The sequence below is a fragment of the Limisphaerales bacterium genome (genome assembly GCA_014382585.1).
In the GTDB taxonomy this organism is placed as follows: Bacteria; Verrucomicrobiota; Verrucomicrobiia; order Limisphaerales; family UBA1100; genus JACNJL01.
In genome coordinates, this window is the sequence record JACNJL010000046.1 from 19,395 (window position 1) to 40,032 (window position 20,638).

The following is a 20,638-nucleotide window of genomic DNA, read 5'->3' on the forward strand; positions in this document are numbered from 1 at the left end:
GTATTTTATGAATTTTGTGTCCCGCATTTGGCTGCCTTCGGCGGTGTTTGTGGCGTTTCTTTTGGCGCTGCTCAACCGTGAGGGCTTGTATAAAGACTTTGTCGAAAACGGCAGGTTTGTGTCGGAGGGGTTGTTTACTCACGGCGTGCAAATCGGCGCGTGGATCTCGGCGGCGTTTTTGGTGAACCGGTTGATCACGGTTTTTTTCTGGGATGGTTTCATCGGCGCGTTGTCGGAACGGCGGATTCCGCGTTTGCCAAAGGACGTGACGGGGATTGTGATTTTCTCTATCGCGGGTCTTGCGATTGCGTCCACAGTGTTTCATCAGGACACCACAAAAATTATCGCCGCCTCGGGCGCGGTGAGCATTGTGGTGGGGCTGGCGTTGCGCACGGTGATTCTCGATTTGTTTATGGGCTTGGCCATTCACGTGGATCGGCCGTTCAAAATGGGCGACTGGATTATGGTGCATCAAAACCGCGTGGAGACGCACATCGTCGCGGAGATTATCGAGATCAACTGGCGCACCACACGGCTGCGCACCACGGCGAATAATATGGTGGTGGTGCCCAACAGCAAACTGGGCGAAACGATTGTGACCAATTATATGGAGCCCACGCCGCATTTCCGGATGGAGCTGGATTTCGTGATCGATTTCGAAGTGCCCGTCGAGCGGGCCACGCGAGTGTTGACCGGAGGCATCCGCGCCGCGTGCGCGCACGAAGGTATTCTCGCCAAGCCGGAACCGGAAGTGCGGATGAAGGAATCTTCGCTTAACGGGATGGTGTACGAGGTGCGTTATTTCATTTTACCCCGCCACATTTCCCCCAATGAATCGCGGCATGAAGTGAACCGAACGGTGCTTGAACATTTGGTGCATTCAGGTATCATGCCAGCGCACTCGAAGGAGGAGGTGACCTTGACGCGCGGGAAACAGCGAACGCTGGATGCGTCGCTGGATGAGGACTTGTACCAACTGCTCACGCGCACGGAATTGTTCCGCAGCCTGAGCGCGGGCGAATTCGCGAAGGTGTTTCCCCAAATGCACAAGCGCACGCTCGCGGAAGGCGAGGCGCTGTACGCGCAAGGCGATGCGGGCGATTCACTCTTCGTGTGCCTTGAAGGATTGCTGGAGCAGTTTGTGGATGGCCCGAAGGAGCGGGTAAAAGTGGACACGTTGCGAGCCGGCCAACATTTTGGCATCGCCTCGGTGCTGGACGGCACGGCGCGGGCCACCACGGTGGAAGCGGGCACGGAGGTTTTGGTTTATGAAATCGGAAGGGACGCGTTCGCGCCGTTGTTGAAAAATCACGACGAGTTTCGGGCGCTGCTGGAGGAGGGCGCGAAACAAGCAGCAGACCAAATTCAGAAAAAGCAGGGGGCGGCGCAACGCGCCAAACAATCGAAGGCGAAGGGGGAAAAGAAAACGGCGATGCAAAAGGTGATGCAATCGTTTTTCCCGGGCTTCACAAAGTCAGATAAAAACAAGGCGGATGATGGGGATGAACAAACATAATATTCGGTTAATGGCAGCGCTGTGGGTGGCGCTCGCCGGAACACTTTTGGCGCAACCCTTGCCGGGCACCGGCCCCACACGCAGCCGCATTAAACCGTGGCTAAAAAATGCCCTCGGTGAATTGTCGGCACTCAAAACCACCAACGACGTGCAAGTGGTTTCCAGCCGCATCACGCTCAGCTACATCGACCCCGTGCGTGCCACGCAATTGCTGGCGCTACACGGCTACACCATCGGCAAGGCAGATGCAGCGGTGGATCCAGCGAAACTGCCGGTGGTGATTTCGCTGCCGGGCACGACCTTTCACGAAACCATTCCCAAACCGGAAGAGAAGTTTCCACAAACGGAAACCGATCCAATGAACGAGCTCATCGTGTTTCACGATGAAAACGAACCGGCCCAACTGAGCCGTTTGTTGGATTTGTTGAAACGCGAGGTGGACAAGCCCGCAAAACAAATCATCATCGAGGCCATGATTTTGGAAATCTCATCCACCGCACTAGAGGAAATGGGCGTGAAATGGTCGCGTTCAGGCAACCCCTCCGGCAGCGGATTTACCGATAAAACCAGCACACTCACTTTCGGTACGCTGAAATATCCCAGCACCGACGAAGCACTCAACCTCGCCACCGCCGGTGTGTTCCACGGACTCAACGCACAAGTGAAAGCGCTTGTGCGCGATGGCAAAGCCGAAGTGCTTTCGCGCCCGAGTGTGCTCGCGCTGAACAACCGGATGGCATTTATCAACGTGGCCAAGGAAATTCCTGTGGCGAATACGACGTACGCGCCGGGCAATAATTATCAGCGCACTTCGTTTGAAATGAAAAAGGCGGGTATCTCGCTCGCGGTGCGCCCGCGCGCCAGTGCCAATGGCGGCGAAGTAAGTATGCAAATTAACGCGATGGTGACCGCCCAGGTGCCCAACGAAGATGTAGAGGTGAAGCAAGGCGCCAACGTGGTGGCCAAATCGCCGACCATTTCCATCCGCGAAGTGAAGACCACCGCGCGTGTGTCTAATAACACCCCCTTCATCATCGGCGGCCTCATCGCGCGCGACAAACAAAGTAGCGTGGACAAAGTGCCGTTGCTTGGCGACCTTCCGCTGCTCGGCGGGCTGTTTCGCAGCAAACAGGAAAAAGCGGTGAAGCGCGAAGTCATCATCGTCCTCACGCCCACGGTGTTGCCCGAGGATCAAGCCGCCGGCAAACACATGCCAAAGGACGAGGATTCCTTCGATAGCTTTGGCAATCAACTCTTCCGCGACGCCTATCGCATTCGTGCCGAAGACACGTTTGACCTGAATTACCTCACCCAAAACCGCCAGCTCCAGCGCATGAAAGCCCTCGCCAGCCGCATTGTAGCCGGAAACGTGCAACTGCGCGGGCAGTATCCGTACAACCATTTCATCGACCGCGCCGTGCCGGGTGAGGAAATTTTATGTTACCGGCAAATTTACGAAGTACTCAAGCGGCAGGATATGCAAGAGCAACTGGCCGCCACAAAAATCATTTTCTTTGAGCCGGACAAAAACATCGAATCCGGCCATCGCGTGCGTTTTCTGGAGTCGTATCTGAAAGCCAACGCGCCGGAAGTGCTTACCGAAAAGGGCGGCCCCACAGCGGTGGCGATTTCGTTCACGATGCAGCGATTTTCCGACAGCGCGAAAACGATTTTTAATGAGCCCGTACCCAAACTTCAGCTCGTGGACTGCACCGATGAAGCGAATTGGGCGCGCCAACTTTGGACGCTCAATCAGCCCACGGAGGAAGGCCAGGAAAAATTCACGGTGTTGTTGCGTCACCAAAAAGATATCGAACGACTCAAGTACGCGGTACTGATGAAAAAAACCGTGGAATTAAACACCGAAAAACAAGTGCTCAGTCTGGGCAACTTCACCCGTGGACGACTGCTGATGATGCCCCGCGTGAAGGAGGCGGACATCGAATTGGTGGACGGCGATGTGGCGCGCGCGTTCTTTTTCTCGGAGATGTATTATCAGGCGTTGCAGGTGGAAATGGAAAAAGACCTCGCGGCGTTCCGAAAAGTGATTGAAGACAAAAACCATTTGCAGCAGATGTTGAATCTCGGTCCACTCCGATAACGTCTAACCCAGTCAAGGGGATACAGGTGAAATGAAAACAAACCGCACCGAACTCGCAATCGGCGTCGCGCTCCTGTTCGGAGTTGCCACACTGTTTATCGTCTCCAAACCCAAACCAGCGGAGCCCGCTCCTGCGCCGGAAAAAATCGCCGCCGCGCCCCAGCCCACTCCAGCTACGACCCCTCAGCCGGAGGCAGCTCCCGAACCCGAGCCGGCAGAACCCGCCGAAAGCGAAACGCCGAAACCGCCGGAAGATGAAGGTAGCGATGCCAAACCCGCCGAGGGCGAAGGCGGCGAACCCTCCGAAGAACCCGAAACGCCATCCGATCCGGTTTTAGCGTTGGTGGATAAAATCGAAAGCCCCGCAGGGAAAATCCGCGTGCTCGCTAATCTCGCCGGCACGCTCGCCCAAACGGGCGATACCGAACGCGCGGTCATCATCCTTGCGCAGTCTCAAGCCATCGTGGATGAGATCGATGAAGCCACTTCGCTGGCGCCCGCGTTGAGCTATATGGCCGGCGCTCAAATTCGCCTCGGGCTCAAAGACGATGCCCGCGCCACCTTGGTCAAGGCCTTGGCCGCAGTCAAAAAAATCAAAGGCGTCGATGCCAAAGTACAAACGCTCAGCAAGCTCACGATCGCTCTCAACGAACTGGGCGATCACGAACAAATCCAAGCCGTGCTCGCTCAGTCGCTCGTATTGGCCAATGAAATTCAACAGCAAGCGCAAGCCGTGCTGCAACAATCGCTCACCCTCGTGGGTCGTATGCAAGACGGCGAAGGCAAAGCCACTGCGCTACAACAAATCGCCGCGGCAATGGCGCAGCCGGGGAACGCGCGGCAAGCGGAAGAAATTTTTGTGCAAGCGCTCACCATCGCCACGCAGATTGCCGATGCCGAAAAGAAAGCCACCGCGCTGGACAAGATCGCCAAATCATTCGAGCAAGCCGGACCGGGCGGGCAGTTCACCCAACTGCAATTCAGCATCGGCTGGATGTACTATGAAGGGAACAATTTGCCACGCGATTATGCGCGCGCCGCGGCGTGGTATCACAAGGCCGCCGAGCAAGGCCACGCGCAGGCGCAGGTGAACCTCGCCGTGATGTACACCGAAGGCGAAGGCGTCGCCGCCAACAAAGTGGAAGCGCTCAAGTGGTTTCGCCAAGCCGCTGAGCAGGGCTTCGCCGAAGGCCAAACTGCGCTGGGCGTGATGTACGCGCTCGGCCAAGGCGTGGAGGCGGATCTCGTGCAGGCCAATAAATGGCTCGCCCTCGCCGCCGCCCAAGGCGATGCCGACGCCCAAGTGGCACACACAGAACTTGCCACCAAACTTTCACCCGCGCAATTGGCGAAGTCCAAAAAACTCACCGAACAATGGCAAGCGCAACGCGTGCCCGCACCAAAGCCCGTTCCCGCTCCTGAGCCCCAAGCGCCGAAGCCGGATTGATTTGAATCGCCCTGTCGGTCCAAAAAACATTTCCCAGCTTATTCCCTGCCGGTGAATAACCTTGATTTACTCACTTTCTCCTGTTAATAATCCCTCTTTCGCATGAGCGAACGGAGGATCGATACTGGAATTTGGGGCAAGCTCACAAAGGCGGTGGTGTTTCTATTCGTCGTTGCCGCATTGCTTGCAGTGGCGGTGTGGTATCTTCCGCTTATCAAACAAAACGAACGCATGCGTTCGGAAATCCTGCGACTAGAGCAGGAAGTCACCACCGAAGAGGATACGGCCCGCCAAATAAAAATCCAGATCGACGCACTTCGCAACGATCCGGAAACCGTGGAGCGGTACGCGCGCGAAAAACTTGGCCTCGCTCGTACCGGCGAAACAGTCATCCGTTTCGAGCAGCCCGATTCCCTTGCACCCTAACCCGCTTGCATTCAAGCTTGCATTCGGCCCTCGCTCGGCTACTTTCCCGACCCGTTTTTGAACCCTAAAATTTATTATGGCTATTGCAAATGACCTCCGGCGCGGCAACGCGATCAAATTTAACGGCGCAATTTGCGTTGTCATGGACACCGGCCACGTAAAACCCGGCAAAGGCCCCGCTTACATCCAAGCCAAGCTGCGCAACTTGAGTACGGGCAAATCGTCCGACAACCGTTTCAACTCATCGGAGAATGTCGAGATTGTGCCGATGACCTCTCGCAAACTGGAGTTCAGCTATATGGAGGGCGAAGATTTTGTGCTGGTGGATCCCGAAACCTACGAACAGGAAAACGTGCGCGCCGAGTTGATGGCCGAGGTGAAGGATTTTATGACCGAGAACACGCCGCTCACCGCCACTTACGTGGACGGCAATCTCGCGATGGTGGAGCTGCCGCCCAACGTGGTGCTCACCGTTAGCGATGCGCCCGATGGCGTGAGAGGCGATTCAGCAAGCAACGTGCAAAAGCCCGTCACCCTTGAAACCGGCGTGATCATCCAGGTGCCCCTCTTCATCAAGACCGGCGAAAAAATCAAGATCGACGTGAAGAACCAGAAATACCTCGAGCGGGCTTAGTTGGGGTATCAACCCCCAATCGCTGCTCGCGGTTTATATTTCTTGGCCAGCGCCAACACGGTGTTGAGGCGTTTCATTCCGCCGGTGCACGTCGGATCACTAAGGTTGGCGGCGGCAGCGCAGACGGCGGTGAATAAGCTACGCTGAATTTCCCAGCCTTCGTGAATGCCCAATAACATTCCGGTGCAAAACGCATCGCCCGCGCCGGCGGCGCCTTGGATGTATTTTTGCGGCAGCTTCAGCGACGACTGCCAGTGATCCGCGCCGCCTCGCGTGCGGGCAAAACCGCCTTCCGGGAAATGCACACACACGAGTTCTTTTACGCCGAGCTGCAGCAACGCGCCGGCGGCGTGCCGCAATGCCACGGTGTCCAGCGTGCCGTCACTGCGGCGGATGGTAAAGCCGGTAGTCTTGCCCGCCTCGAATTCGTTGAGGATGCAGTAGTCAACAAACGGCAGCGTGGGCGAAACAATTTTTGCAAAGCGATCGCTGTCTTCGCTCACACAATCAATGCTCGTTTTCAGCCCCGCACGCTGGGCTTTGGCGCAGAGGGCGGCGGCGCGGGTGCCATATTTTTTATCGGGAGCATCCATCGCATCGAGCAACAGCAAATAACCAATGTGGAAAATTTTGGCCTTCGATTTTTTGAAGTCCAACCCCTTGCCATTCCAAAGCGCATTGGCACCGCGACAGTGAAAAAATGTGCGCCGCCCCGTGTCCACTTCCGTCATCACATCGGTGTACGACGTGGGCGTGCGGTCGGTGATTTGGATTTGTTGGGCGTCAATCTTGTGGTGTTTGAGATCGGCGAGAATGTATTTGCCGAGGTCATCCTTACCCACGAGCCCGGCCGCGCTGAGCGGAATCTTCGCACCCAGCTTGGCGAGGTTCACCAGCAAATTATAGGGCGACCCGCCCGAGCCCTGGCTTTGGCGCAAAATGTTAGCCAGCGTTTCCCGTTGCGGAAACACATCCACCATCTTCACCTGATCGACGATCCAATTCCCCGCCGCTAAAATTCCATTGCGTTTCATCACGTAATTTCAAAAAAAGAGACGACCGTTTATAGCGGTCGCCCCGTGGAAGTGTCGAGCCTGACGTGGCGCCCCTTATTGTGATTAGCGCAAACTCATTTGCTGCTTCAAATTTACCGTCACGGTAAATTTCAACGTCACGGTCAATCGTCCGCCGTTGGGATGATAAATCTCCACCTGTTTTATTTCTCCGGAGCTGGCTGTCCCTTCAAAAAAAGCTTCGCGGGAATGAAAAGTCGCTGTCTTGAGACTTAATCGATTGCTTCGACCGGCAGATCGATTCACCGAGCATGATCCTCGGAAGGCAATTATTCCGGCTCGAATCTCCGGCAAAATAGTCAACACCGTTCCCATTTTCACTGGATCAATTTGCCCGGGCACCTTGGCCATTTGGCTGATCTCGATAGTCGCTTCCTCGCCGCTGACCGTCAGCGTACGCGGCGCGGCCAATAAGACCCCGTCCTCCAAAAACTTTGCCTCCACCATCACTTGGTTTGGTTCTTTTTTTCGGGATGAGTTGGCAGCTTGATTCACCGTGCTGCATCCCGCTGCGCAAAGTAGCCCCATAAACAATGTGAAAACCTTCATATTCACCTCCTCTGGAATCGTGGTTCATTAAAATTATCAGCTCAATCCTTTCTTTTTCACAACCTGCGCAACTCCATTTGACGAACGGACATTTGTGGCGTAGGTTGCCTTCATTGCGCTATGAACACACCGCATTATCACATCAACATTTTCTGGAGTGCCGAGGAAGATTGCTTTATCGCCGAGATCCCCGACCTCAAACACTGCGTCGGCCAGGGCGATACCCCCGAGGAAGCGCTGGCCGATGTGATGGAGGCGCAGGACACATGGATCGTCGCCTGCCTCAGCGCCGGCGAACCCCTGCCCGAGCTGGAATACAGCGCCTCGGTGGAGGCGTGAGGCGTCAAACGAATTAAGATTGCCAACCCACTCGACTCTCGACCCTCGGCTCCCGACCCCTTACCTTCGCGCTGTGTTCCGACCCTGCATTGATCTGCACGAAGGCCGGGTGAAACAAATTGTCGGCGGCACGCTTTCCGATTCTGCGGGAGGGCCGCAGACCAACTATGTTTCTGACCGCCCCGCTTCCTGGTACGCCGAACTGTATCGCAAGGACGACCTGCGCGGTGGCCACGTCATCCAGCTTGGCCCCGGCAATAAAACCGCCGCGCGCGAAGCCCTTGCCGCGTTCCCCGGCGGCCTCCAACTCGGCGGCGGCGTGACGGGCGATAACGCCGCCCAATGGCTCGATGCCGGCGCATCGCACGTCATCGTCACCTCGTGGGTTTTTCGCGAAGGCCGCCTCGATGCCGAACGCCTTGCCGCACTCGTAAAATCAATTGGCCGCGAACGCCTCGTGCTCGACCTCTCCTGCCGTCAACGCGATGACCAATATTGGGTTGTCACCAATCGCTGGCAATCCTTCACCGAACTGCCTGTCAACGAAGCTACGATGAAAACCCTCGCCGCCAGCTGCGCCGAATTCCTCGTGCACGCCGTCGATGTCGAAGGCCAACAAACCGGCATCGACCTCGCCCTCGTGCAAACTCTCGCCGCCGGTTCGCCCCTCCCCGTCACCTACGCCGGCGGCGCCAACGCCCTTGCTGATCTCGATGCCGTGCAAACCGCCAGCGGAGGCCGCGTCCATTTAACTATCGGCAGCGCTCTGGACATCTTCGGCGGCAAACTCAAATACACCGACTGCGTCACCTTCAACCATCGGTAGGGCGTGCTCTCCGAGCGCACCACGGCGGTTTGGGGCAAACCGCCCTACCCGAAAAATGCCCACATTCCAAAGCCCAATCTTCGTCATTGGGCCTTGGAACTTAGGTGATTTCCCGTTATTTTCACGGCATGCGAACCACCATCCTACTCATTGCTACTATGCTCGCCACTTCGAATCTCCAAGCCCAGGCGAAGAAACCCAAGCGCAAACCCAATCCTATTTTCGCGCCGGTGAAGGATGACCCAAAGCTGCCGCGCGTGTTGTTGATTGGCGATTCGATTTCGATTGGATACACGCTGCCGACGCGGGAGTTTTTGAAGGGCAAAGCTAACCTGCATCGCATCCCGACCAACGGCGGCCCGACCACCAGAGGCATCGCGAGCATCGACGCGTGGCTCGGCGAAGGCAAATGGGACGTGATCCATTTCAACTGGGGCCTGCACGACCTCAAATATATGGGACCTCAAGGGCAGAATTTGTTTCCCAAAGATAAAGGCGGCAAACCGCAAGTGCCCCTCGCAGCGTATGAGAAAAATCTTGAAACGCTGGTCGCGCGTTTGAAAAAGACGGGCGCGAAATTGATTTGGCGCAACACCACGCCCGTGCCGACCGGCGCGAAGGGGCGTTACGTGGGCGACTCGGTGAAGTACAACACCGCCGCCGCGCGCGTGATGAAAAAGCACGGCATCCCCACGCACGACCTGTTTACGATGAGCAAATCGCGCATGAAAGAACTGATGCTGCCGGCCAACGTGCATTACACCAAAGAAGGTTCGCGCGTGCTCGGCAAAGACGTCGCGCGAGCGATTGCCGAGAAGTTGGCCGCGTCGAAAAAATAACGGTGGCCAAACTGTTTTTTTATTACTCGTCGATGAACGCGGGGAAATCCGCCACCCTGCTTCAATCGGCGCACAACTACCGCGAGCGCGGGATGCGCCCGTGGCTCTTCACGCCGCAGCTGGATACCCGTGCCACCGTCGGCCGCGTCACCTCGCGCATCGGGCTCGACGCCGAGGCGCACGCCTTTTCCCCCGCCGATGATTTACACGCCATCGTGCGCAATTTGGCCGAGCCGGTGAATTGCGTGCTCGTCGATGAAGCGCAGTTCCTTTCGCGCGCGCAGGTTTTTCAGCTTGGCGAAATTGCCGATGAACTGAGCGTGCCCGTGCTCGCCTACGGATTGCGCACCGATTTTCAGGGCAACCTGTTCGAGGGCAGTCAACACCTCCTCGCGTGGGCCGATAAGTTGGTGGAAATCAAAACCATCTGCCACTGTGGCCGCAAAGCCACGATGGTGTTACGCACCAACCCCGACGGAACCGTCCTGCGCGAAGGAACCCAAGTGGAAATCGGCGGCAACGAACGCTACGTCTCCGTTTGCCGCAAGCATTTCAAAGAAGGAATGGCAACGAGACAACCGGGCGATTTGCCTTTGTGAAATTTAATGCCCGCGATACTTCCCGTCCGGCAAACGCGAGGGCAGTTTGTATTTCGCATCCGTGATGAGCTTGAAAATGTGCGGGTCGCGCGTGCGGACGAGTTCCCGGCTGTGCAGTTTCCACTCGTGGGAAATTTCCTCACGCCGAGGCTGCGCTGACTGCGCGCCGAGTGCCGAGGTCACTGCCCAATAAAGATACTCCGCGCATTGGCAGCCATAATCACACGTGCGATCGTCGTACGTGAACCACGCGCCCTTCGGATACCGGCGGGGCACACGCCGGAAATGTCCGCCGCGCGCGCGGTCGAGGCACTTGGCCAACTCCGTGCCGGGCCGTTCGCCAAAAACTTTCGGGTAAGCATTTGCGTAACCCTCATGCGTAATGAGATGCAGCACCTCTTCCAACGTGGCATCAAAGCGCCCACCGCCGGGGAGCGTTTCCGTGGCGAACTGTCCTTGACCGGCGCGAAAGCCCGCGCGTTCAAACGCTTCACCGTCCAGCCGCTCCATCGCACGCTCATTCTCAACCACGGCCATAAACGCATTGCGCTTCAGCAGCTCGCCCACCACGGCGGGATTGTCCGGCTTGCCGTTTTCATCATTGTCCAAATATTCCGCCAGTACGATGGCGATGTGGCGGAGCTTGGCCGGTGGCGTTTTAGCCGTGCCGAATACGCGCACGCCAAAGACATTGATGTGTTGGTTGAAAACTTTTTGAAAGGGGGTGTACTTACCGCCAGGCACCGGAGTGATTTTAAAATCAGGAATGGCGGCGGTGACCGCAAGCGCACCACTCAAAAAGAGAATGGTGAATTTCATCAATTATTCGTCATTCGAAAATTTGCAAATCTTTCACATCCAATTTGTCAGATTCAAAAAAGAATTGTTCATCGCCAAACGCCGGTTCCAAATCATCGAGCCACGTGGCTTGGGGATCGAATTTCGCGAAGAAAACCTGATTCGCCCAGTCGGAATCGCGGCCTTGGATGAATTTGAGCACGAAGACGCGATCGCCGTGGATTCTGGCGAGGCCGTCCACCAACACTTTGCCCGGCGTGCAGCTCATGCTCGGGCCGCGTACGGTGCGGGCGAGGCCGCTCACTTGGCGATAGGCGCGTGTGAAAATATTGTGCGCACGGGCGAGGGGCACTTCGAAATAATTCTTCGGGCCCGTGTCGCGTTCCACAAACATATAATAGGGCACCGCGCCGAGTGAAACTTGTTTGCGCCACAGCGCGGCCCAAACATCCTGATGATCATTCACGTGTTTGATGAGCGGTGCTTGGCAGCGCACCACCGCGCCGGCATCACTCACCCGCCGCACGGCCGCCTCGGCCGCAGTGGTGGAGAGCTCCACGGGATGACTGCTGTGGGCCATGAGCGCAAAATGTTTGCCCGCAGCGCGGACTTCGCCGATAAGCCGCATAAAATCGTCGGCATCCTCGCCCTCGGTAAAACGATACGGCCAATAGGCGAGCGCTTTGGTGCCGATGCGGATGCTATTGAGATGCGGGATGGCGAGCAGCGGCTCGATGTATTTGCGAAGGAATTTTGTTTTCATCACCATCGGATCGCCGCCGGTGATGAGGACGCTGCTAAGTTCCGGGTTGTCGCTCACGTACTGCACGAGCTGGCCCGCTTCCTTGCTGGCAAATTTTCAATCACCATCGCCAATAAATTGCGCCCAGCGAAAGCAGTACGTGCAATAGGCGTGGCAGGTTTGGCCTTGGGTGGGGAAGAATAGGACGGTCTCGTTGTACTTGTGCTGCATGCCTTCGAGAAGCTCGCCACCGAAGTGGGGCTTGTTGAGTTCCATCTGCCCGGCGGGATGTGGATTGAGTGTGGCGCGGATTTCATCTGCCGCCAATCGCAGCTCGGCATCGCTCGCGCCGCGTGTCACAAGATCGCGCATACGTTGGAAATCGCCATCGGCCAACATCCCGCGCTGCGGAAAGGTGAGCTGGAAAATCGGATCGTGCGGAAGGTCATCGCGATCAATAAGCTCTTCGAGCACATAGTCGTTCACCTTGAATGGCAACACGGCGCTGACTGCCTGCATATCAGCTACTTGCTCGCGGCTCAGCCCCAGCATTTCACCAACACGTGGCAGATCATTTCGGGTGTTCACTCGGTATTTTGGCATAGATCCTTTTGTTGATTTCAAGGGGGGGGTGAGGAGTATGCCCTAGCAGAGCCTTTAATACAAGGACTACCCCCATTTAAGCGGAAAATTCTGCCATTGCCTGCCGAACGCAAGCGCGATAAAATTCGGCTATGAAGCTCTTTCTATCTTTGCCGACCCTCACCCTCGTGCTGATCGCTATCGGCTGCACGGAATTTCAGCAGAACCAACGCGACGGCGCCGCGCAGCAGTATGAAAACCTAAACTTTTTCATACAAGACACCCACTCACTGGCACAATTGCCGCAGGCAACCACCCAACCTTCTCCATGGGCAGCGCTCTTCAATGGCACCGACCTCACCGGTTGGAAGGAAACCGACTACGCCGGACGCGGCAATGTGAAAGCGGAAAACGGCGAACTGCATATCGAGAACGGCCTCGTCATCACGGGCGTCACCTTCACTAATGTCACCGTGCTACCCAAAACGAATTATGAAATCAGCTACCAAGCCAAGCGCGTGAACGGCAGCGATTTCTTTGGGCTGCTCACATTCCCCGTGGGAGACAAGCACGCCTCATTCGTCACCGGCGGTTGGGGCGGCGCGGTCACCGGCATCTCCAGTATCAACAGCATGGACGCCTCCGAGAATGACACCACGGTTTATCTAAAATACAATCAGGATCAGTGGTACACGTTTCGTCTGCGCGTCACGCCGGAAAACCTTAGCGTGTGGATGACGCCCAAGGAACATCCCATCCCCCTCAACGCAACCGTGGCCAGCATTGTAAAGGCGTACCAAACCGAAGCCGCCGCCACCGGCCAAACCCTCAGCGCCAAAGACGCCGAAGCCACTCTGCGCGCGCTCAATCCCAATCTCGATAAAAACATCCCGGCCCGCGACACGATTTATTTTCCCGGCGAAGCCCAAATCATCGACGAATCCATCCAGGATAAAGTTGTGGAAATGCGAGCGGGCGAAATCGAACTCTCCGCCCCCCTCGGCTTCGCCACGTTTCAAAGCTACGGCGTCATCCGCAACGCGCGCATTCGGCGATTGCCGGAAAAGAAGGCCGCTAAATAATCCGCTGCGCGTAGTGCACTTGCCGGGCAATTTCCTGAAAGCCGGCGGCGGGATAAAGCGTTTGGCCGATGGGATAGGTTTCCATCGTCTCGATGACAGCGTAAGCCAGTTTTTCGTTTCGGAAATATTCCAGCGCGTGTTCAATGAGGGCACGGCCAAGGCCGCGCCCGCGGGCGGCGGATTGATAGGGGCGCAACGTCCAGGTCATACGGTTTATTTCAGTTTACCGGAATTGCGCTGACGGATTATTTCCAAAGTCGAGGCCGCAGCTTTGGCCACTGCCGCGTCGGTATCCGATTTAGCTTTGGTGAGCGCGGAGGCACTGCGCGTGGTGCCAAATACGGATAACAACCGGCACACTTCCAGACGCACAATCGATTGTTCGCTTTGAAGCAAAGGCGCAATTGCCCGTTCGGCATCAGGATGACGCGCCCCGAGATGGGCAAGGGCATTGGCCGTGGCAGCCAATTCACGAGTAGTGTCCAAATGCGCCACCAACGGCGCAATGGCCCGGGCATCCCGCAATGAACCCAGCGCATCGATGGCCGCCCACCGCGCAGTGAGTTGCGAATCCTTCAACGCGGCAATCAGCGGCGGCACGCTGGCGGCATCGCCCCAGTTGGCCAACGCCCTCGCGGCATCGGCTCGTAGAAACGGATCCGGGTCACGCAATGCCGCTGCCAATCCCTTTGCCACTTTGGCGCGTTTGGCTGGATTGCTGTCTGGCTCGGCCGCTGCCAAACGCATCACCGCCAGCACACGCCGAAACGTCATACGCTGCGAAAGATTGTTCAAAATATCAGGCAGCTCGCCTTCATCAAGCGGCCGCCGCTCCACACGCATGGCCGGTGCGGCCGGGCGCAACGCCTTTTCACGTTCGGCGCCGGTAAGCAATTCGTAACGAATGTTGACCGGGACCGTGCGTTCAGTTTCCCCATTGTAATCGATGAGTATTCCTTCCCATAAATATTTAACCGGAATTCCAAAGGCGCTGAAGGTGGTGGTGCCCTTGCCCGTGAGCCGAACGCGGGGTTGCCCGGGCGTGTTCGGGGTTTCCAAAGTCAGCGACTGCGCAAGCGTCTGCGCTTCGCGTTGATATTTAATTTGCAGCGTCCCGATGAGCGGTGTTTTTTGGATGCGCACAAACCCTTCCTCGCCCGTCCGCACAAACCGTTGCTCGTGCATCAGCCGCACTTGCTCGGTGACGGTCCATTCGTTCGTACCCTTCGGCGCCAGCCGATGCACCACCAACAGCGAAGGATCCGTTAAATCAAAATCCCGCGCCGGCGCACCCGCGCGCACCAGCCGTTTGCCGCGCGTATCAAAAACCACATCCACCGGCGCACGGGGCACACGCCCTACACTGCCGCCATCAAAAAATTTCCAGCCCAACTGAAACACCCCAAACGGAGGGAAACGCCGCCCCTCATTCGAATGCCGCTGCAACATCAGAAAATTATGGCACCGCAACGTAAACCCGTGCGGATTCGCCGCGCGACAGAGATAAACCACCTCCCCCCGCAAACTCGGCAAATACTTCGCCTCCTGCGAATCCACCCGCACGCGGTAAACATACGCCCCATCTCGCGCCCAAGCGTGCTTGCCCGGAACCAGCGCAGCGGACGATGAGCCAACCGTCATCGCCCCCACTACCAATCCAAACACCCAAGCCAATCGCATCGCCCCATCAAGCCACCCCATCGGCAAAGCGCAAAGACGAAGTTATTAAAAGCCGCCCAAAAAATGACATCTCTGTAGCGACGGCCGATGGCCTCCGATGAACCAATTTTCAATTCCCAATTCCCAATTCCCAATCCCTAGCCCCCACCACCGTCCCCGAAAATAATTCAAATCCCCCCTTGACAAATTACGTATACGCATTATCTTGTATGTATGCGTATGATATGACGCCGTGCGCGCTGGTGTTTTAACCCTTAAATAGAAGCAATATTATGAAAAACAAACTCGTCCCATCAATGCTCGCCCTCTCTCTCGCCTCAACAATGCTCATCGGCTGCGCCGGCCCAATGAACAACACCGAACGCGGCGCTGCCACCGGCGGCGTGCTGGGCGGCATTATTGGCGGCGTCATCGGCCACAACAAAGGCGGCAAAACCGCCGAAGGAGCCGCCATCGGTGCCCTAGGCGGAGCCGTCCTCGGTGGCGCCATCGGCAATCGTCAGGACAAGGCTTCCGGCAATAAATAACGGCCACATTTTCTCTTCGATCTTCCATTCCGTCGACATATACGTCGACGGTTTTTTTTGAACTCACATAATTACGATCTTCAGGATATATTTGGGGGAGGATGCGTCCCGAGTATCTTACCCATCTTTTTTCGAGTCTTTCCTGATCTTGTCTTCAAAAAAGATGGGGTTGACGGATTGGGTTTGGTTTGTCGTGATTGGCGGATGCGAAATTTTCGATTTATTTTTATTTCTTGGTGGCTTGGCGTCTTGGCGGTTCAGGCTTTGGCGGGACAGAAGTTGCCGAATATTCTTTGGATTACTTCGGAGGATAATGGGCCGCATTTGGGTTGTTATGGAGATGACTATGCGAAGACGCCGGAGTTGGATGCCTTGGCGGGGAGGGGGATGATTTATTTGAATGCTTGGTCGACGGCGCCGGTGTGCGCGCCGGCGCGGACGACGCTCATCAGTGGGTTGTATCCGCCAAGCACGGGGGCGGAGCATATGCGCAGTTACACGAAGCTGCCGGCGGGTTTCAAGATGTACCCGCAGTATCTGCGCGAGGCGGGCTACTATTGCACGAACAACTCGAAGGAGGATTACAATCTCGCGAAGCCCGGGCAGGTTTGGGATGCCGGCGGCCGCAAGGCGCACTGGAAGAACCGCCCGAAGGACCAGCCGTTCTTTGCCATCTTCAACCACACCATCAGTCACGAGAGCCAGATTCGCAACAACATCAATCCCAAAGATCGCATCCATGATCCAAAGAAGGTGCGCATCCCCGCGTATCATCCCGACACGCCCGAGGTGCGCAAGGACTGGGCGCAGTACTACGACCGGCTCACGATGATGGACGCCCGTGCCGGCGCGAACCTCAAGGAGATTGCCGACGCCGGTCTCGCCGAGGACACGATTGTCTTTTACTACGGCGACCACGGCTCCGGCATGCCGCGCAGCAAACGCTGGCCCTACAACAGTGGCCTCCACGTGCCGCTCATCGTGCACATCCCCGAGAAGTGGAAACACCTCGCGCCGAAAGATTACCGCGCCGGCGGCGAAACCGATCGCCTCGTCGGATTCATTGATTTCGCCCCCACGCTCCTCAGCCTCGCCAGCATCAAGCCACCCGCGCACCTGCAAGGCCACGCCTTCCTCGGCCAACACGCCGCCGCGCCGCAGCCCTTCATCTACGGCTTCCGCGGGCGCATGGACGAGCGCTACGACATGGTCCGCACCGTGCGCGACCAGCGCTACATTTACATCCGAAACTACATGCCGCACAAAATCTACGGCCAACACGTCGCATATATGTTCATCACCCCCACCACGCGCAAGTGGCACGACCTGTATCACGCCGACAAACTCAACGCCGCCCAGTCGCACTTTTGGAAAACCAAACCCGCCGAGGAACTCTACGACCTCCAAGCCGACCCCGACGAAGTGAACAACCTCGCCAGCTCCGAGAAACACGCCGCCACCCTCGAGCGCCTGCGCACCGCCCACGCCGAGCACACCCTCGCCATCCGCGACATCGGCTTTCTGCCCGAGGCACAAATTCATTCCCGCGCCGGCGACCGCGCCCCCTACACCATGGGCCACGACAACAAGGCCTACCCCATGGCCAGCATCTACCGCGCCGCCGACCTCGCCTCCCGTGGCGGCACCGTCGGCCAACTCATCCTGCTCCTTGATGCCAAGGACAGCGCCGTCCGTTATTGGGGCGCCATGGGCCTGCTCATGCGCGGCAAACCCGCCGTCGCCAAAGCCAGCGCCTACCTCCGCCAAGCCCTGAACGACCAAGCCCCCGCCGTAGCCGCCATCGCCGCCGAGGCCCTCGCCCGCCACGGCCAAGGCAAAGACGCCACCCTCGCCATGGAAAAACTCCTGCAACTGGCCAACGGCGAACAGCACTCCATCTACACCGCCATGCTCGCCCTCAACGCGCTGGACCACACCGACGCCAAGGCCAAGCCCTACACCGACGCCATTGCCAAGCTCCCCCGCCAAGCCAAAGTCGTCCCGCCGCGAATGGGAAATTACATCCGGCGGCTTTTGGAAAAAACCACAGCGGATTTGAAATAGCCTCACGCCGAGTCGCGGAGACCCGGAGGGGGGAATTCCTCACCGCGTCTCTGCGCCTCCGCCTGAGCTGAAGGCATACCCCGGCTGATATGGAGTGCGGTGGCAGAGCGGAGCGGCGACACCGCTTTCGTAAGATCCCAAGCGCCCCAAAGCGCCGTCGCCGCTCCGCTCTGCCGGCGCACTCCAAAATCCGTCCCGTGGCCCCTTGTCAAAAAGGCTGGATAAATATAGATTCGGCGGATGAAGCAACTGGCTTTTCTATTTATAGCAGCGATGGCGTTGGCGGGGTGTGGAACTACCAAGCCAACCCCTCCCAAGCCTTTCACCAACACCTTGGGCATGAAGTTTGTGCCGGTGCCGGGGACGGAAGTATCGTTTTGCATTTGGGAAACGCGAGTGAAGGATTACGCGGCGTATGCGGCGGCGAATGCGGGGGTGGATGGGAGTTGGAAGAAGCCCGTGTTTAAGCAGGCGGACACGTACCCGGTGGTGAATGTGAGCTGGAATGATGCAGTGGCGTTTTGTGAGTGGTTGACGAAGAAGGAATTGGCGGAAGGAAAGATCACCGCCAGCCAACGCTATCGATTGCCGACAGATGCGGAGTGGAGCACCGCCGTGGGTTTGGGGCGGGAGACGGGCAACTCGCCTAGGGAAAAACAAATGGGCATCAAGGGCGTGTACCCGTGGGGCAATGAGTGGCCACCGCCGAAGGGGGCGGGGAATTATTCTGGAGGATTGAACGTGGACAGCTATGACTACACCTCACCCGTGGGCAGCTTTGCCGCCAACACACACGGCCTACACGATATGGGAGGCAACGTGTGGGAATGGTGCGAAGACAGGTATGACCCTGCAGCAAACACATCCCGGGTGTTGCGCGGTGCGTCTTGGAGCGACGGCAGTCCCGCCTCCCTGTTGTCGTCCTACCGCTTCATCTTCCCCACGCCCGATTTTCGCGTCGCCGCCTTCGGCTTTCGGTGTGTGTTGGTGGGTGAGTGAGGCGGGTGGTTTGGCTTCTGTTACCTTAACGCCTTGACCCCTTGAACCTTAGTGCTTGAACCTCAATCCTTCAAGGCGAGCGCAGCGAGCCTTTGGGATTGCCCCCACGTCCTTCGGCGCAGCTCCCGCCAAACCACCGGGGCCGCGAAGCAAATGGAGGGACGAGCCTGCGAGTCCGCTTGCGCCAATGACAGCCACGGACTCGCAGGCTCGTCCCTCCAGTGCGAATGTGCCCCAAGGTAGGGCGGGGTGTCCGAGCGCGTCATGGCCGGCCCGGACTCGCGGGCTCGTCCCTCCAGTGCGAAAGTGGCCCAAGGTAGGGCGGGGTGTCCGAGCGTGCCAGTGACAGCCACGGACTCGCGGGCTCGTCCCTCCACAATTTCGGCTACCAAAAAATCCGGGACGGTGGGCCGGCCTAGGGTGCTTTTATTTTTATCCCGCGCGGCTTACGGGCCCTTGGGGATCTGGTCGGGCAATTGCTCGTTGGGGGCGCTGTCCCGGCGCGCTGAGTCGAGCCTGGGAAAACATCCGCTTACTCCTTGGCAGGAGCGGGCTTTGTCGTAAAGTGAAGGAGGAACCGGTTGCCCCGGCATCCACGGAGGATTCCGACAGCTACGTTGAGCCGGCTTGGGCGGCTTGGGCCCATTCCTCACGAAATATGCGCGCCCTGAGTCTCGACGTAGACGGCGTACAATGACTGGCTGCCGGTCATGAAGAGGCGGTTGCGCTTGGTGCCGCCGAAGCAGACGTTGCTGCAGATTTCGGGGAGTAGGATTTGGCCGATGCGTTTACCTTCCTTGGGCTCGAAGATGTGCACGCCGTCGTAGCCGTCCCCCACCCAGCCGGCGCTGGCCCAGATGTTGCCGTCGGTGTCGCAGCGAATGCCGTCGGCCATGCCGGCCTTGGTGATCTTCGTCACCTTGCCGTCCTTGCCGGTCTCTTCCATCTCGAGCTTCATGCTGGCAAACTCCCGGCCGTTCTTCAGGCTCACGCCGTCGACGATGTCCCACACCTTGATGTTCTTGGGTGCGGCGGGGTAGTGCGAGGAACCGGTGTCGGCGACGTACAGTTTCTTGTAATCCGGGCTGAAGCAAAGTCCGTTGGGCTTGAAAATATCCTCGGTGAGCTTGGTGACTTTTTTGGTCCTGGCGTCGATACGATAAACCGCCTCTTTTTGTATCGGCTGCACGCTGCCAGTGTTGGCGCGGTGGCCCTCGTAGTTCATGAGGCTGCCGTAGCCGGGGTCGGTGAACCAAATGGCGCCGTCTTCCGGATGCACCACGGCATCGTTCGGCGCGTTGAATTGCTTGCCGCCGAACTGGTCGGCGAGCACCGTGATTTTGCCGTTGTACTCGTAGCGCACCACGCGGCGGTTGCCGTGTTCGCAGGAAATTTGCCGGCCGGTGAAGTCAAATGTGTTGCCGTTGCTATTGCCGCTGGGGTGGCGGAAGATGCTCACGTGCCCGTCCTCTTCCAGCCAGCGCAACTGGTGGTTGTTGGGGATGTCGCTCCAGAGCAGATATTTGCCCACGCCATTCCATGCCGGTCCCTCGGCCCAGAGCATCTTGGGGCTGGTGTACAGTCGCAGGATGGGCGAGTTGCCGATCTTGTACTTGGCAAACCGCTTGTCGAGCACGACCACGTCGGGCTCGGGATAGCGGGTGGGGTTCTTGCCGGTTCAGTCGCGTGGAGTGCCCTTCTTGGCAATGGCAGCACATCCCAAACCCCCCAGCGTTGCCGTGGCTAGAAATGCGCGGCGATTGAATCCATTTGATTTTGTCGGGACCTTCGGAGTGTGTTTTGTGTTCATGATAA

Annotated in this window: 18 protein-coding genes and 2 pseudogenes; 13 read left to right on the plus strand and 7 right to left on the minus strand. The window is 57.7% G+C overall.

Annotation, left to right across the window (positions count from 1 at the left end; all coding sequences use genetic code 11):
• The first annotated feature begins 7 nt into the window (after positions 1 to 7).
• From H8E27_10750 to efp, 5 genes are all read left to right on the plus strand, one after another.
• On the plus strand, positions 8 to 1,516 hold the full coding sequence (locus tag H8E27_10750) for a mechanosensitive ion channel (protein MBC8326092.1): 1,509 nt from the start codon (positions 8 to 10) through the stop codon (positions 1,514 to 1,516).
• A 10-nt stretch (positions 1,517 to 1,526) separates the two neighbouring features.
• Positions 1,527 to 3,617, plus strand: coding sequence for a hypothetical protein (locus tag H8E27_10755; protein MBC8326093.1), 2,091 nt, complete (start codon positions 1,527 to 1,529; stop codon positions 3,615 to 3,617).
• Between the two features lie 31 nt (positions 3,618 to 3,648).
• Positions 3,649 to 5,064, plus strand: coding sequence for a sel1 repeat family protein (locus H8E27_10760; GenBank protein ID MBC8326094.1), 1,416 nt, complete (start codon positions 3,649 to 3,651; stop codon positions 5,062 to 5,064).
• Positions 5,065 to 5,166: 102 nt separating this feature from the next.
• Entirely contained in the window at positions 5,167 to 5,490 is a 324-nt protein-coding gene (locus H8E27_10765; GenBank protein ID MBC8326095.1) for a septum formation initiator family protein, read from the plus strand.
• Positions 5,491 to 5,566: 76 nt separating this feature from the next.
• Entirely contained in the window at positions 5,567 to 6,124 is a 558-nt protein-coding gene (gene efp, locus H8E27_10770) for an elongation factor P (GenBank protein MBC8326096.1), read from the plus strand.
• An 8-nt stretch (positions 6,125 to 6,132) separates the two neighbouring features.
• Here efp and H8E27_10775 read toward each other — a convergent pair whose 3' ends face one another.
• A complete protein-coding gene (locus H8E27_10775) occupies positions 6,133 to 7,158 on the minus strand; it encodes a carbohydrate kinase family protein (GenBank protein MBC8326097.1) in 1,026 nt (341 codons plus the stop codon).
• Between the two features lie 84 nt (positions 7,159 to 7,242).
• A complete protein-coding gene (locus H8E27_10780; protein MBC8326098.1) occupies positions 7,243 to 7,725 on the minus strand; it encodes a hypothetical protein in 483 nt (160 codons plus the stop codon).
• Positions 7,726 to 7,866: 141 nt separating this feature from the next.
• On the opposite strand from H8E27_10780, the gene H8E27_10785 reads away from it, so the two are divergent.
• From H8E27_10785 to H8E27_10800, 4 genes are all read left to right on the plus strand, one after another.
• Positions 7,867 to 8,085 (plus strand): type II toxin-antitoxin system HicB family antitoxin, encoded by a 219-nt coding sequence (locus H8E27_10785; protein MBC8326099.1) that lies wholly within the window; start codon positions 7,867 to 7,869, stop codon positions 8,083 to 8,085.
• Between the two features lie 73 nt (positions 8,086 to 8,158).
• Entirely contained in the window at positions 8,159 to 8,911 is a 753-nt protein-coding gene (gene hisA, locus H8E27_10790; GenBank protein MBC8326100.1) for a phosphoribosylformimino-5-aminoimidazole carboxamide ribotide isomerase, read from the plus strand.
• 128 nt (positions 8,912 to 9,039) lie between these two features.
• The gene (locus tag H8E27_10795; protein MBC8326101.1) at positions 9,040 to 9,750 is read left to right on the plus strand and encodes an SGNH/GDSL hydrolase family protein; all 711 of its coding nucleotides are present in this window, start codon (positions 9,040 to 9,042) and stop codon (positions 9,748 to 9,750) included.
• Between the two features lie 2 nt (positions 9,751 to 9,752).
• Positions 9,753 to 10,349: a thymidine kinase gene (locus H8E27_10800; protein MBC8326102.1), complete on the plus strand. Its 597-nt coding sequence runs from the start codon at positions 9,753 to 9,755 to the stop codon at positions 10,347 to 10,349.
• Positions 10,350 to 10,352: 3 nt separating this feature from the next.
• Here H8E27_10800 and H8E27_10805 read toward each other — a convergent pair whose 3' ends face one another.
• Together H8E27_10805 and H8E27_10810 are read right to left on the minus strand one after the other, a co-directional pair.
• Entirely contained in the window at positions 10,353 to 11,168 is an 816-nt protein-coding gene (locus tag H8E27_10805; protein MBC8326103.1) for a hypothetical protein, read from the minus strand.
• A 10-nt stretch (positions 11,169 to 11,178) separates the two neighbouring features.
• A pseudogene (locus tag H8E27_10810) lies at positions 11,179 to 12,492 on the minus strand (lysine 2,3-aminomutase).
• 131 nt (positions 12,493 to 12,623) lie between these two features.
• Here H8E27_10810 and H8E27_10815 point away from each other — a divergent pair.
• A complete protein-coding gene (locus tag H8E27_10815; GenBank protein MBC8326104.1) occupies positions 12,624 to 13,553 on the plus strand; it encodes a DUF1080 domain-containing protein in 930 nt (309 codons plus the stop codon).
• Here the strand turns inward: H8E27_10815 and H8E27_10820 are convergent.
• Positions 13,546 to 13,761, minus strand: coding sequence for a GNAT family N-acetyltransferase (locus H8E27_10820; protein MBC8326105.1), 216 nt, complete (start codon positions 13,759 to 13,761; stop codon positions 13,546 to 13,548). The genes H8E27_10815 and H8E27_10820 overlap by 8 nt on opposite strands.
• 5 nt (positions 13,762 to 13,766) lie before the next feature.
• Entirely contained in the window at positions 13,767 to 15,254 is a 1,488-nt protein-coding gene (locus H8E27_10825) for a HEAT repeat domain-containing protein (GenBank protein MBC8326106.1), read from the minus strand.
• Positions 15,255 to 15,505: 251 nt separating this feature from the next.
• On the opposite strand from H8E27_10825, the gene H8E27_10830 reads away from it, so the two are divergent.
• The 3 genes from H8E27_10830 (at position 15,506) to H8E27_10840 (ending at position 18,823) form a co-directional block, all read left to right on the plus strand.
• A complete protein-coding gene (locus tag H8E27_10830) occupies positions 15,506 to 15,760 on the plus strand; it encodes a hypothetical protein (GenBank protein ID MBC8326107.1) in 255 nt (84 codons plus the stop codon).
• A 204-nt stretch (positions 15,761 to 15,964) separates the two neighbouring features.
• Positions 15,965 to 17,824, plus strand: coding sequence for a sulfatase (locus tag H8E27_10835; protein MBC8326108.1), 1,860 nt, complete (start codon positions 15,965 to 15,967; stop codon positions 17,822 to 17,824).
• Between the two features lie 240 nt (positions 17,825 to 18,064).
• On the plus strand, positions 18,065 to 18,823 hold the full coding sequence (locus H8E27_10840; protein ID MBC8326109.1) for an SUMF1/EgtB/PvdO family nonheme iron enzyme: 759 nt from the start codon (positions 18,065 to 18,067) through the stop codon (positions 18,821 to 18,823).
• 649 nt (positions 18,824 to 19,472) lie between these two features.
• Here H8E27_10840 and H8E27_10845 read toward each other — a convergent pair.
• A pseudogene (locus H8E27_10845) lies at positions 19,473 to 20,633 on the minus strand (SMP-30/gluconolactonase/LRE family protein).
• Between the last annotated feature and the right edge of the window lie 5 nt (positions 20,634 to 20,638).

Coding starts and splice junctions, on each gene's coding strand:
- H8E27_10840 (MBC8326109.1), top strand. CDS start 18,065: ATGAAGCAACTGGCTTTTCTATTTATAGCAGCGATGGCGTTGGCGGGG.
- H8E27_10815 (MBC8326104.1), top strand. CDS start 12,624: ATGAAGCTCTTTCTATCTTTGCCGACCCTCACCCTCGTGCTGATCGCT.
- H8E27_10780 (MBC8326098.1), bottom strand. CDS start 7,725: ATGGGGCTACTTTGCGCAGCGGGATGCAGCACGGTGAATCAAGCTGCC.
- H8E27_10830 (MBC8326107.1), top strand. CDS start 15,506: ATGAAAAACAAACTCGTCCCATCAATGCTCGCCCTCTCTCTCGCCTCA.
- H8E27_10795 (MBC8326101.1), top strand. CDS start 9,040: ATGCGAACCACCATCCTACTCATTGCTACTATGCTCGCCACTTCGAAT.
- H8E27_10825 (MBC8326106.1), bottom strand. CDS start 15,254: ATGGGGTGGCTTGATGGGGCGATGCGATTGGCTTGGGTGTTTGGATTG.
- H8E27_10835 (MBC8326108.1), top strand. CDS start 15,965: ATGCGAAATTTTCGATTTATTTTTATTTCTTGGTGGCTTGGCGTCTTG.
- H8E27_10805 (MBC8326103.1), bottom strand. CDS start 11,168: ATGAAATTCACCATTCTCTTTTTGAGTGGTGCGCTTGCGGTCACCGCC.
- H8E27_10820 (MBC8326105.1), bottom strand. CDS start 13,761: ATGACCTGGACGTTGCGCCCCTATCAATCCGCCGCCCGCGGGCGCGGC.
- efp (MBC8326096.1), top strand. CDS start 5,567: ATGGCTATTGCAAATGACCTCCGGCGCGGCAACGCGATCAAATTTAAC.
- H8E27_10785 (MBC8326099.1), top strand. CDS start 7,867: ATGAACACACCGCATTATCACATCAACATTTTCTGGAGTGCCGAGGAA.
- H8E27_10765 (MBC8326095.1), top strand. CDS start 5,167: ATGAGCGAACGGAGGATCGATACTGGAATTTGGGGCAAGCTCACAAAG.
- H8E27_10760 (MBC8326094.1), top strand. CDS start 3,649: ATGAAAACAAACCGCACCGAACTCGCAATCGGCGTCGCGCTCCTGTTC.
- H8E27_10775 (MBC8326097.1), bottom strand. CDS start 7,158: ATGAAACGCAATGGAATTTTAGCGGCGGGGAATTGGATCGTCGATCAG.
- H8E27_10750 (MBC8326092.1), top strand. CDS start 8: ATGAATTTTGTGTCCCGCATTTGGCTGCCTTCGGCGGTGTTTGTGGCG.
- H8E27_10755 (MBC8326093.1), top strand. CDS start 1,527: ATGGCAGCGCTGTGGGTGGCGCTCGCCGGAACACTTTTGGCGCAACCC.